This window comes from Sphingobacterium sp. UBA7855, assembly GCA_002500745.1.
Taxonomy (GTDB): Bacteria; Bacteroidota; Bacteroidia; order Sphingobacteriales; family Sphingobacteriaceae; genus Sphingobacterium.
The window spans coordinates 201,678-215,688 of the sequence record DLST01000018.1 but is presented as its reverse complement, the minus strand read 5'-3'; the positions used below and the strand labels follow the sequence as shown (position 1 = coordinate 215,688).

Here is a 14,011-nt window from a genome sequence, read left to right as displayed (position 1 = left end):
AAATCATGAATACGAAGCACAAACTAATGATCCTAGGGCTCTTCTTCGCGACGGCCTGTCAAGTCCAGGCCCAGGAAAAGTCTATTACCAATACGGGGTCGAGTCCCCATGCTGTTCAAAACGCAGTTGATATGGGCGACGTGAAATGGACGAAAGGCTTTTGGGCGGATCGTACCAAATCGTGTTATGAGCAGATGGTACCGCAACTCTGGCACGTTTATACCGATGCCTCCATTAGCCATGCTTATCGTAATTTTGAAATCGCCGCGGGATTGGAAAGGGGTGAGCATAGCGGACCATCTTTTCATGACGGCGACTTCTACAAAACATTAGAAGCAGTCTGTGCACTATATGCCCAGACAAAAGATAAAAAGCTGCTTCACATGCTGGATGAAGTTATTCCCGTTATCCGCAAAGCGCAACGTGCAGATGGCTATATTTATACCAAGGCGACAATTGACCAGCAGCGATCGGGACAAAATATTGAGTTTCAAGATCGGCTGAGTTTTGAATCCTATAATATCGGGCATTTGATGACAGCAGGATGTATACATTATCGGGCGACCGGACAACGTGAGTTGTTGGATATCGCAATCAAAGCCGCCGACTACCTGTATGGATTTTATAAAAAATCCAATCCGACCTTGGCCCGAAACGCGATCTGTCCCTCTCATTATATGGGTACTGTAGAACTTTATCGGACGACCAAAGACCAAAAATACCTGGAACTTGCCAAGCACTTGATCGATATTAAAGGTGAGATTGAGGATGGTACTGACGACAATCAGGACCGTATCCCATTCCGCAAGCAGCATAAAGCCACGGGACATGCCGTGAGGGCAAGCTACCTCTATGCAGGAGTTGCCGACTTATGTGCCGAGATTGCAGATACCACATTGAGCAACCGCCTTTTTGAAATTTGGGCTGATGTCATTAAGCATAAGATGTATATTACTGGTGGTCTGGGATCGCTGTATGATGGTACCTCACCTGACGGAACTTCCTATAATCCCAGTGAGGTACAGAAAATCCATCAGGCATTTGGGCGCGATTATCAATTACCCAACTTAACTGCGCACAATGAGAGCTGTGCAAATATTGGTAATATGTTGTGGAATTGGCGCATGGCGAATTTCACTGGCGATGCAAAATACATCGATATATTGGAGCTGGCGCTCTATAATAGCGTACTGTCAGGGATTAGTTTAGATGGCGACAAATTTTTGTATACCAATCCATTGAGTTACTCCTCCGATCTTCCATTCCAGCAGCGCTGGTCGAAAAAGCGGGTTCCTTATATCTCATTATCTAATTGCTGTCCACCCAATATTGTTCGTACGATTGCAGAAGTAGCCAACTATGCTTACGGACTATCCACAGATGCTGTTACGGTCAACCTGTATGGCGGAAATGAATTGAATACAAGATACCAAGGCAAACATATCAGCATTGTACAAGAATCCAGGTACCCATGGGAAGGAACTGCCACCTTCACTTTAAAAGAGTTTCCTTCCGATCATACGTTGAAACTACGGATACCGGGTTGGGCTGGAAAGGCAGAAATATGGAAAAACAAGAATAAAGTAGACGCACCGATCGAGAAAGGCTATGCCCTTTTAGCCGGACCGCTGAAAAAGGGGGACCGCATTGAAATTAGGTTACCCATGGATGTTTCTTTGATGGAATCAAATCCATTGGTCGAGGAAACCCGCAATCAGGTTGCGGTCATGCGTGGACCAATTGTGTATTGTCTGGAAAAGCAGGATGTGGCTGCGGACATCAATATCTTTGATCTAAAAATGAAACAAGGTGAACAGTTCGCCCTGAGAAATGAAAATATCTTGGGACAGGATATTGTCTTGTTGGAAGGAAAAGCCTATCGTACAAATAGCACGAAATGGAATTCACTGTACCGGAAAGCATTTGATGGAAAGCCGGAGACTGTTCCGGTACGTTTAGTGCCCTATTTTGCTTGGGGAAACCGTACATTTGGAGACATGAGCGTTTGGATGCCAGTTTTTTAAAGCGATAATTTATGACAATGAAAACTTGTTTTTTTGCGATCGTGTTACTGTTGGCGCAATTGAGTAGCCAGGCGAAAGTACGTTTATCGGCGCTCTTTACCGATGGGATGGTGCTGCAGCAACAAAGTAAAGTCCCAGTATGGGGGTGGGCGGACCCCCAGACAACAGTAACCTTACAGACCTCCTGGAATGGGCAAAAATATCATGCGAAGGTGGACAAGCTTGGCCAATGGAAAATTGTAGTGCATACACCAGCAGCAGGTGGAACTTATCAGATCAAGGTCTCAGAAAAAAATGTGATTGAACTGCACGATATTTTAATCGGTGAAGTTTGGCTGTGTTCTGGCCAGTCGAATATGGAAATGCCTTTGAAAGGCTATCCTGGGCAACCCATCCTCGGCAGTACAGAAGCGATGATGAATTCCAAAGACGATCAATTGCGTATCTATACCGTACCCCGCAATCCCTTGTTACAGCCTGCATCCGATAGCAAGCCAAGTGTTTGGAAAAAAGTCGAACCGCAGTCTGTGGTCGGTTTTAGTGCAACGGCCTACTATTTCGGCCGACAACTGCGCAAAACTTTAGGGGTGCCTGTCGGTTTGATTCATAGCAGCTATGGCGGTTCAAATATCGAAGCCTGGATGGAGGCATCTTGGCTGGCGGATCAGAAAGATATAAAAATCCCAAAACAAGAGGAAGGCTTGAAAGATAAAAATCGCGTACCGACCATGTTATACAATGGTATGATTCATCCCATTGCCGGTTATGGCATTCGAGGTATCATTTGGTACCAAGGTGAGTCCAACTACGAACGCCCGGATCAGTATGAGGTCCTCTTTCCGAGAATGGTCGAAAAATTCCGGTCCTTGTGGGGAAATCATGAACTTCCTTTTTATTTTACACAAATTGCACCATTTGATTACGCTTCACTACCGCCTTATCATTTGGGAGGTAAATATAATTCGGCTTATCTGCGTGATGCACAGCGTAAATCGCTGGATAAAATTCCACATTCCGCTATGGCGGTCAGCATGGATTTGGGCGAACAAAATTGCATCCATCCATCCCATAAACAACAAAGTGGTGAGCGACTGGCCTACCTTGCACTGCACGGAAGCTACGGTTTTGCTTCACTAAATCTCAAAAGTCCTGTTTATGAAAAGCTGGAAATTAAAGGCAGTACAGCGATACTTTCTTTTAAGGATGCACCATTGGGGCTAACAGCATATGGTAAAGAAATAAAGACTTTTGAAGTTGCGGGTAAAGATCAGGTTTTTTATCCTGCAGAGGCTGTTTTGAAAGGAAAGACCATTATTGTCGCGTCGCTCAAAGTTGAGGAGCCGGTGGCTGTGCGTTATGCATTTAAAGATTTCGTTGTCGGAGAGGTGTTTGGAGCCAATGGCTTGCCCTTAAGCTCTTTCCGTACAGATGATTGGTAAATAGAAATGATGATTGAAAAACGTATTATAGGCATTATATTCCTAGTGGCAACCTTCTTAAATCCAGCCTGGGCGCAAGAGTTCAACTGGAAGGACTACAATGTAACTTGGTCCAAGCAAAGCAAGAATTCATCTGAATCCATGCCTATAGGAGGTGGAGATATTGGATTGAACGTTTGGATGGAGAACGGTGAACTACTTGTGTATTTAGGGAAGACCGGAGCATTTGACGAGAACAATACCCTGTTGAAGCTTGGCCGTATTCGACTTCGTCTCTATCCCAACCCGTTTTTGGACGGAAAATTTCAACAGGAATTGCAGTTGGAAAAGGGACACATTGTTCTGAAAGGGGAGAACAGAGGAGTGAAGGCTGAAATATTGGTTTGGGTGGATGTTTTCAATCCTAATGTCCATCTTGAAGTGAGCAGCAACCGGAAGGTTAAGGTGGAAGTGGCTTACGAAAACTGGCGCTTTCAGGATCTTTTTCCAAAGAAAAAGGAAAACAATGCAAACTCTTGGAAATGGGCACCTCCAAAACCGGTAGTGACGCCTAAAGATCAGATTGCCGCGACAGCAAACGATGTTATTTTTTATCATCAAAATCAAGATACCACTGCATTTGATCTTGTCGTAGACCAACAAGGCTTGACAACAATCAAAGATTCATTATATAATCCCCTGAAAAGCCTAATTTCAGGGGGGCTTTTAAAAGGAGAAGATTTTGTATACGCTGGTGAGCGTGCCGGAACCTATATGAATACACCATACCAAGCTTGGGTACTCAAAAGTAAAGCCGCAAAAACCAATCATGCACTTCAAGTTACGCTTCACGTAGGACAGCAAGCAGACCTAAAGCACTGGAAAGCAGAACTGGAAGATCTGGCTACGCCCAAACCTAGCTTTGTGTCGCTCAAACGGGCGACGGAATCCTGGTGGAAATCTTTTTGGGATAGAAGTCATATCGTTATCCAGCCTGGCTTAGAAGATCCCCATAATGAAGCTTGGCAAGTCGGCCGAAACTATCAGTTGTTTCGATTTATGCTAGCTTGTAATGCTTACGGAGATTATCCAACAAAATTTAATGGCGGTTTATTTACCTACGATCCTGTCACGATCGATAGTACGTTTACGTTCACACCGGATTTTCGGAATTGGGGTGGAGGTACCCATACCGCACAAAATCAGCGATTAGTGTATTGGCCATTATTGAAGAGCGGTGATTTTGATCTAATGCCGGCGCAGTTTAAGTTTTATCAACGCCTTTTGAAGAATGCCGAATGGCGATCCAAATTTTATTGGGGGCACGCTGGTGCAAGTTTTACAGAACAGATCGAAAATTTTGGTTTACCCAATCCTGCTGAATACAATTGGAAACGGCCCAAAGATTTTGATAAGGGCCTCGAATATAATGCCTGGCTGGAATACGAGTGGGATACGGTGCTGGAGTTCTGCATGATGATACTGGAAACAGAACGTTATAATAAGTCCGATATTCAGACTTATATTCCGTTGATAGAAAGTTGTCTGCGTTTTTTTGATGAGCATTATCAATACCGGGCTCGGCAACGGGGTAGCAAGGTATTGGATGATGCAGGTCATCTTGTACTATATCCTGGCTCTTCTGCGGAAACCTATAAAATGGCCTATAATTCGGCAAGTACAATTGCTGCTTTACAGCAGGTAACCAAAGGATTGCTGGCATTGCCCAAGGGGTATATTCATGCTGATTCACGAGCTTATTTTCAGGGGTTTTTGACTAGAATACCCCCGTTACCACAGCGTGAAGTTGCAGGCAAAAAAATGCTGGCTCCAGCGCAGCTATGGGCCCGGATCAACAATACCGAATCCCCGCAGCTCTATCCTGTATATCCTTGGGGAATTTATGGTATCGGTAAAGCAGATATCGATATTGCCGTCAATACCTACAACTATGATCCCGATGTGCTTAAATTCAAAAGCCATGTCGGCTGGAAGCAGCATAATATCTTTGCTGCACGTCTTGGGTTGACCGATGAAGCCAAACAATTGACTGTCTTAAAGCTCAAAAATTCAGAACGAAGATTTCCAACCTTTTGGGGACCGGGCTTTGACTGGGTTCCGGATCATAACTGGGGTGGTTCGGGCATGATCGGCTTACAGGAAATGCTTTTGCAGGCCGTTGACGATAAAATTTACCTTTTTCCGGCATGGCCCAAAGATTGGAATGTGGATTTTAAACTACATGCGCCGGGGCAGACTACCGTTGAAGGAACATTAAAGGACGGTAAATTATTGGAGCTAAAAGTTTTTCCAAAAGAAAGAGAAGCGGCAATTGTCAACCTATTGCAATAGCCGCTTCGAAATTGTTAGCGAAACAACATCGCGTATTAACCCATTGTAACCATTAAATCGAGCGCTGAAAAATAAGAAAATAGACGTTTGATGCCTTGACTCCTAGGTCAATACACGCGATGTCTAAAATATTAATAAAGGGGCTATCCAAGAAGATTGGATAGCCCCTTTTGTTTTTTCTATACAAAATTGGGTCGTTCATAACAGTGCATAACAGTTCTGAAAAACCAAAGAATTATCTTAGTTGCTAAGAACCTAAATAACGTTTATATGAATGCAGTTTTCGGAGTTATATTTCATTTCATAGGCGGATTCGCTTCTGGAAGTTTTTATGTGCCGTACAAGAAAGTAAAAGGATGGTCCTGGGAATCCATGTGGATTCTAGGCGGACTTTTTTCGTGGATTATTGTTCCGCCCATAGCGGCGATGTTGACGATACCCAATTTTATTGAGATTATTAAAAGTGCGAATAACACGATATTAGGTTACACATTTTTGTTTGGTTTGCTTTGGGGCATCGGCGGTTTAACTTATGGTCTTGGTGTACGCTATCTTGGAGTATCCTTGGGTAGCAGTATTATTTTGGGCCTGAGTATGGTGTTTGGTTCTTTAATGCCCAGCATTTATTATTTTTTTAATAAAGCAGAAGGCAAGCATGGCATAGATTATTTTTTTACAACCCAATCCGGTATTTGTATTCTCCTTGGTCTTTTAGTCTGTGTGCTTGGTGTATATCTATGTGGTAAGGCAGGTGTTTCTAAAGAGAAACATATAACCTCCCTATCAACAGCGAGCAAATCCGATTATAATTTTGGTTTAGGAATTGTAGTAGCTATTGTTTCAGGGATACTAAGTGCTTGTTTCAATTTCGGTATTGAAGCCGGAAAACCGATGGCCGATGTGGCAAATACATTATGGAAGTCTGCTAATCCAAACCAAGGCGAATTTCTTTACCAGAATAATGTCACCTACATTGTGATACTTTGGGGCGGTTTTACAACAAACTGCCTATGGTGCCTTTATTTGTTGATTAAAAACAAAACATTTTCGGATTATACGAAATCAAAAGCACCGAGAGGCATGAATTTCCTTCTATGTGCTCTAGCAGGAACCACCTGGTATTTACAGTTTTTCTTTTACGGTATGGGAGAAAGCCGTCTTGGAAATGGCGCTAGCTCCTGGATCCTACATATGGCCTTTATCATTCTTATTTCCAATGCATGGGGCGTAGTGCTCAAGGAATGGAAAGGTGTCGATCGTTCGACGTATCGTTCAATCATAGGAGGAATTCTAACCATTATCATCTCTATTTGCATTGTAGGGTTTGCGAAGACATTAGAAAATTAATATTTAAATATAGAAGCAGTGAAAACGTACAAACATGTCAATTATTTATGGGACGATGAGAAAGCTCAGGCACTAAGGGGTGATGAAGTAGCTTTGTTATTATATCGTTCAAATATTCTAGGTGCAGATTTAAGAATCACAAATTATGGTGGCGGGAATACATCTTGTAAAGTAGTGGAAAAAGATCCCTTGACGGGAGAAGAAGTAGAGGTGATGTGGATTAAAGGGTCTGGTGGAGATATCGGAACGTTGAAAAAGTCAGGTCTTGCAGCGCTTTATTTACAACGTCTTCGCAATTTGGAAAATGTCTATCGTGGTCTTGAACATGAAGATGAAATGGTTGAGTTATTTAACCATTGTATCTACGATTTAGCATCAAAAGCACCTTCTATCGATACACCTTTACATGGGTTTCTGCCGTTTAAACATATAGATCACCTCCATCCAGACGCTGCAATTGCGATTGCTGCGGCGAAAGATGGAAAGAAAATAACCCAAGAATTGTTTAATGGAACGATAGGATGGGTGGAGTGGCAACGCCCAGGGTTTGACTTAGGTTTGCAGTTGCGTGCATGTTTAGAAGAAAACCCAGGTATCCGCGGTATTATGTTGGGCTCACATGGCTTGTTTACTTGGGGCGATACAGCTTATGACTGTTATATCAATTCCTTGGACGTCATCGAAGCTTGTGCGGAATATCTTGAGCAAAACTATGGTAAAAAAGCGCCTGTATTCGGGGGACAGCAAGTAACTAGTCTCAGCAAGGAAGAAAGAACTGCACAAGCAGCCAAACTCGCTCCTGTTTTAAGAGGGTTTTGTTCCAGTGAGCGCCACATGATCGGGCATTTTACAGATGATGAGCGCGTATTGGAATTTATCAATTCGAATGATTTAGAACGCTTGGCTCCGCTTGGTACCAGCTGTCCGGATCACTTTTTAAGAACGAAAATTCAGCCATTGGTATTGAATTTGGATAAATCACAAGATTTAGACAACGTAGAGGAGTTAAAAGCAAAGTTAACGCCCTTATTTGACGAATATCGTGAGATGTACGCGCACTATTATCAAAACTGCAAACATGAAAATAGCCCGGCAGTGCGAGATAAAAATCCAGTCATTGTTCTATACCCTGGAGTCGGGATGTTCGCATTTGCGAAAGACAAACAGACAGCACGTGTAGCCGCAGAATTCTATACCAATGCAATCAATGTTATGAAAGGAGCAGAAGCAGTAAGTGAGTACACCGCTTTGCCTCGTCAGGAAGCATTCGATATTGAATATTGGTTATTGGAAGAAGCAAAGTTGCAGCGCATGCCAAAACCCAAGTTACTTTCTGGAAAAATTGCTTTGGTTACTGGCAGTGGTGGTGGTATTGGAAAAGCAATCGCTAAAAAGATGGCTCAAGAAGGCGCTGTGATTGTCTTAAATGATATCAATACAGAACGTTTGGAGTCAAGCAAAGCCGAGTTTGTCGCCGAGTTTGGAACAGACTCGGTCATCGCTACAATTCTTGATGTAACCAACGCAGATTCTATCAAAGGTGCTTTGAAAGATGCTACGCTAGCATTTGGTGGTATTGATATTGTGGTCAACAACGCCGGATTATCGATTTCGAAAACAATCGAAGATCATACGGAGAACGATTGGGACTTGTTATATAATGTACTGGTAAAAGGTCAATTCCTTGTTACTCAAGGAGTTGCTTCATTATTAAAAGGCCAGGCAATCGGCGGTGATATCATCAATATCGTCAGTAAAAATGCCTTGGTCAGTGGTCCAAATAATACAGGATATGGAAGTGCAAAAGGCGCACAATTGCATTTAAGCCGTTTATGTGCTGCCGAATTAGGTCCGGCAGGCGTACGCGTGAACGTGGTTAACCCGGACGCCGTTATTTCAGACAGTAATATCTGGGCAGGTGGATGGGCTGAAGGTCGTGCGAAAGCCTATGGCATCACTGTTGCCGAATTGCCTGCTTACTATGCAAAACGGACGCTATTGAATCAGATCATCCTGCCAGAAGACATTGCAAACGCGTGTTTTGCTTTTGTCGGCGGACTATTGCATAAATCTACTGGAAACGTTTTAAACGTTGACGGAGGTGTTGCAATGGCGTTTGTACGCTAATTTTTATATCTTAGGTGTCGCGTTCAGAAAGGGAAATATGGACGCGACACCTCACATTTTTACACAATAACCATTAAATTATGATTCTGGATAAGAAAATTATAGATCAGCACAATAACCAATTAGCGGAGAAACATACACGAGCTTTTAACTACGTATCGGCAAATATTTCAGACACAGCGGAAATCTTGGACAAACTCCAGAAATTTCAAATTGCCATCCCAAGCTGGGCATTAGGAACAGGTGGTACTCGATTTGGACGGTTTTCCGGAGCGGGTGAGCCCGGAACGTTGGAACAAAAGTTAGAGGATGTAGGCTTATTACACGCGCTCAACAAATCAAGCGGTGCTATTTCCTTACATATACCTTGGGATATCCCTTCGGATGCAGAAAAAATCAAATCATTGGCATCTAAACTCGGCATTGCATTTGACGCGGTGAATTCCAATACATTTCAAGATCAGACTGGACAAGAATACAGCTATAAATTTGGTTCGCTTCACCATGTCAATCCTAAAGTACGTGAACAGGCTATTGCCCACAATATTGAAGTTATCAATTATGGAAAAGCTTTGGGATCTAAATCTCTAACAGTTTGGCTCGCTGATGGTTCATCTTTTCCAGGACAGTTGAATTTTAGAGAGGCATTTCAAAATACATTGTCTAGCTTAAGTGAAATTTATAAGCACCTACCAGACGATTGGAAATTGTTTGTAGAATACAAAGCTTTTGAACCATATTTCTATTCTACAACTATTGGAGATTGGGGGCAATCCTTACTATTGGCCAATAAATTGGGGCCTAAAGCTTATACTTTGGTTGATTTGGGACACCATTTACCCAATGCTAACATTGAACAAATTGTTTCTCTATTGCTTATGGAGGGCAAGCTTGGTGGTTTTCATTTCAACGATAGTAAGTACGCTGACGACGATCTAACAGCGGGCAGCATTAAGCCATATCAGTTATTTTTGATCTTCAACGAATTGGTCGATGGAATGGATTTGAATGGGATAGACCATGCGACAGGGTTGGGTTGGATGATTGATGCTTCTCATAACCTGAAAGATCCCTTGGTCGATTTGTTACAATCAGTTGAAGCGATTAAGATCGCCTATGCACAGGCTTTGTTAGTTGATCGGAAAGCATTGAAAAAGGCACAGCAGACAAATGATATCGTGAAAGCACAGGAAATTTTGCAAGATGCGTTTCGAACTGATGTCAGACCGCTTGTTGCAGAAGCAAGGTTAAGAAGTGGTGCTGCATTAAATCCAGTTCGATTATTCAACGAAGAAAATTTACGAAGTAAACTTATCGAAGAACGCGGAATAAATTCTGTAGCTACCGGTTTGTAACAAAGAAAAAGAATGAAGGGGAAACCAATACCAGTAGTTGCCATATTTGACGTCGGGAAGACGAATAAGAAATTATTTCTCTTTAATGAGCATTACCAGATTGTTTTTGAGAGGTCGGCTCGTTTTTTAGAAACTACCGATGAAGATGGTGATAGCTGTGAAAATCTAGAAAGTTTACGTTTGTCTGTTTTTGACTCATTACATGAAGTCTTTCGGAAAGGTGAGTTTGAGATTAAGGCGATTAATTTTACATCCTATGGTGCGAGTTTTGTCTACATTGATAAGGATGGGCGGCCTTTAACACCATTGTATAACTATTTAAAAGAATATCCCAAAAAACTGCTGGAGTCATTCTATGCACAATATGGTGGAAAAGATAGGTTCGCATTGGAAACTTCGTCTCCGAGTTTGGGAAGTCTAAATTCTGGGCTACAGATCTATCGTTTGTTTAAACTAAAGCCAGCGCTGTTTAAGGAGGTCAAATGGGCATTACATCTTCCGCAATATTTGAGTTATTTAATTTCAGGACAACCCTATGCCGATATGACGAGTATAGGTTGCCATACAGCATTGTGGGATTTTAAGAAAAATAATTACCATAAGTGGGTTTCTGATACGGACATTTTACAAAAAATGGCACCTATCGTTCAAGGAGATCAGCTCTTCAGGGCAACTTTTCCAGGAAGTGGTTATCTCGTAGGCAGTGGGCTGCATGATAGTTCTTCGGCTCTCATCCCATACTTGTTGAATTTTCATGAACCTTTTGTATTGATTTCAACGGGTACCTGGTGCATTTCATTCAATCCATTTAACGAACAACCGTTGACTAAAGAAGAGCTGAATGAAGACTGCTTACAATATATGACTTACACCGGTAAACCAGTTAAAGCGTCACGCCTATTTGCAGGTTATGAACATGAAGAACAGGTCAAACGTATTGCAAATTTCTTTCAGGTTTCAACGGGCAAGTTCAAGCAAATTGGGCTGCAATGGAATATAGTAGAAAAATATCAAGCGTTAGATATATCGGATGAGCTGTCGGCTTTTTCATCCATTGATTTGAGCCATTTTAATGATTATACCGAAGCTTATCATGTTTTTATGATGCATTTGGTAAAAGCACAGATCAAAGCAACCTCTTTGGTGTTACAGAACAACGGTGTTCAACGAATATTTGTAGATGGCGGATTTAGCCGTAATGTGATTTATATGACGTTATTAGCGCAAGCTTTTCCGAATAGTGAAGTATTTGGTGCCTCAATGGCACAAGCGACGGCACTCGGAGCAGCTTTAGTCATTCACGATCATTGGAATAAGCAGCCTATTCCAAATGACATTATTGAACTCCGTTATTTTAGGGCAGGCAAAAAAATACATTAATTTCAATAATAGGAATAAGAATTTAGTTTTTTTATTAGTTATCGTGAAAGGTCAGGCGATTTTTGCCTGGCCTATTTTTTTTTAAAGTGTCTGATGTTATTGGCTAGAAAGAACCTTCTGTTCGCTTTCATTGCTGTCGGTACCTGTGAAGTTATTTTCTAATATATCGGTAGGAGTGTATTTATATGGTTACGACAAGTGTTAAAAAATAAAAAGTTTCCAAACGGGCGTGAGGAAACCTTTTATTAAAACCTAAAATTAAGAATAATTATACCAATTATTATATGATGATTAAAGGTGCGGAAAATTGGGCGATTAGCTGTCCTGAGCTGTTGGCAAAAGGGAGGCACAGGTAAGCGCAGGGTGGTCTGACCAATTGGAAAAATTATATTTAAGTCCCCTAAATTAATAAAACTTAGAGATGAAGAGACTAATCTTAACGATCACATTTTTTATACAGGTCTGTTGCCATGTTTTATTTGCCGAACAGATTGTTAGGGAATTTCGCTTTGGTGGTACTAAGAAAAACCAGGCTGTAATTTCTTTAAGGGAAGCACCACCCTATAAGGATAAGCAAGGGTATGGTTTTGAATTTTCAACAGAACTAGATGTCAGGATTGATTCAAAGAATAAAAGCCTTTTCAGCGAAAAGCCATTTTATTTTTCGGTAAGGGTTCCTGAAGGCAATTATAAAATTACGATTACCTATCAGGGTTTGAACGATAAGCCTTACCGCAGTACCGTACGGTCTGAATCCCGGAGGCTGCAGATCGAAAACCAAGAGGTATTACGTAACAGATCTTTAGAGAGAACCTTTATTGTACATATAAAAGATTCAAAGATTGCTTCTAACGAAACTGTAGCATTGAAGAAGCCAAGGGAGCTGCAAAAACTCGACTGGGATAATAAATTGACTTTGGAGTTCCAGCAAACAAATTGTATTTCGACCATTCGAATCGAGTCAGTAAGCAATGTCCCGACTGTATTTTTAGCGGGGAACTCGACGGTAGTTAATCAAGAGGATGAGCCCTGGGCGTCTTGGGGACAAATGATTCCTCGATTTTTTGATGCAGGTGTGGCCATTGCTAATCATGCGGAATCTGGACTAGCACTAAGTTCGTTTTTGTCCTCAAAAAGATTGGAGAAAATTCTCTCTGTTGCCAAGCCCGGAGATTATTTATTTATTGAATTTGGGCACAATGATCAAAAGGAAAAAGGAGAAAATGCAGGTGCATATAAGGGATATAGTGATCGTTTACGTTATTTTGTACGTGAATTTCGTTCAAAAGGTGGCCTGCCAGTTATCTTAACCTCCACAGCACGGCGAGCATTTGATGAACAAGGAAAACTGTTGCAGACATTAGGTGATTTTCCCGATGCGGCTCGGAAAGTCGCAGCAGAACTTCAGGTGCCTTTAATAGATCTTAATCAGAAAACGAGTTTGTTTTACGAGGCATTAGGAGTTGAGCAGTCTAAACGAGCATTTGTTCACTATCCCGCGCATACTTTTCCAAATCAAAAAAATGATCTTGCCGATAATACCCATTTCAATCCCTATGGTGCCTATGAGATCGCTAAAATGGTGCTCACAGGAATTAAAGAAAACAACTTGAAGATAGCAGACCATATCGTCGATTTTCAGGGCTTTGATCCGCAGCAACCAGATGATTTTAAAACTTGGTATTGGCCACCAAGTTTGATCAATAGTGTTATCAAACCAGATGGCAATTAATTTGTATTGATATAATGTGAGGCCGAACGATAGATTTTGTTCGGCTTTTTTTGTGCGCTATTTGTTGATTTTGACCATGATACTACAGGATGGTGATTGTAAGAATATTTAATATAATTGTAGTATAGGTACTATAGTTACAAGCAATCAACATTAAACCAGTCATAACCATAATTTGATTCAAACCTCTCGGTGCTAGTTAAAAAGGGATAAAATCGTAACATGTCAATGACAGCGCATTCTTTTGAGAATGCCGTTTGCGTTTTATAATTGTAA

The 14,011-nt window shown here is 41.6% G+C and carries 8 protein-coding genes; all 8 read left to right on the top strand.

The window, feature by feature from the left end:
* The first annotated feature begins 5 nt into the window (after positions 1-5).
* The 8 genes from B2107_RS17270 to B2107_RS17235 all read left to right on the top strand — a co-directional run bounded on the left by B2107_RS17270 (position 6) and on the right by B2107_RS17235 (position 13,735).
* Positions 6-2,024, top strand: a complete 2,019-nt coding sequence (locus B2107_RS17270) for an aceric acid hydrolase (RefSeq protein WP_293956935.1) — start codon at positions 6-8, stop codon at positions 2,022-2,024.
* Between the two features lie 17 nt (positions 2,025-2,041).
* A complete protein-coding gene (locus tag B2107_RS17265; RefSeq protein ID WP_293956934.1) occupies positions 2,042-3,463 on the top strand; it encodes a sialate O-acetylesterase in 1,422 nt (473 codons plus the stop codon).
* 6 nt (positions 3,464-3,469) lie between these two features.
* Positions 3,470-5,794 carry a DUF5703 domain-containing protein gene (locus B2107_RS17260; protein ID WP_293956933.1) on the top strand — a complete coding sequence of 775 codons (2,325 nt, stop codon included), beginning with the start codon at positions 3,470-3,472 and terminating at the stop codon, positions 5,792-5,794.
* Between the two features lie 270 nt (positions 5,795-6,064).
* Entirely contained in the window at positions 6,065-7,141 is a 1,077-nt protein-coding gene (gene rhaT / locus B2107_RS17255) for an L-rhamnose/proton symporter RhaT (protein ID WP_293956932.1), read from the top strand.
* Positions 7,142-7,159: 18 nt separating this feature from the next.
* On the top strand, positions 7,160-9,268 hold the full coding sequence (locus B2107_RS17250) for a bifunctional aldolase/short-chain dehydrogenase (protein ID WP_293956931.1): 2,109 nt from the start codon (positions 7,160-7,162) through the stop codon (positions 9,266-9,268).
* 80 nt (positions 9,269-9,348) lie between these two features.
* Positions 9,349-10,623 (top strand): TIM barrel protein, encoded by a 1,275-nt coding sequence (locus B2107_RS17245; RefSeq protein ID WP_293956930.1) that lies wholly within the window; start codon positions 9,349-9,351, stop codon positions 10,621-10,623.
* Positions 10,624-10,635: 12 nt separating this feature from the next.
* Positions 10,636-12,003, top strand: coding sequence for an FGGY-family carbohydrate kinase (locus B2107_RS17240; protein ID WP_293956928.1), 1,368 nt, complete (start codon positions 10,636-10,638; stop codon positions 12,001-12,003).
* 421 nt (positions 12,004-12,424) lie between these two features.
* Positions 12,425-13,735, top strand: a complete 1,311-nt coding sequence (locus B2107_RS17235) for a rhamnogalacturonan acetylesterase (protein WP_293956927.1) — start codon at positions 12,425-12,427, stop codon at positions 13,733-13,735.
* The last annotated feature ends 276 nt before the right edge of the window (positions 13,736-14,011 follow it).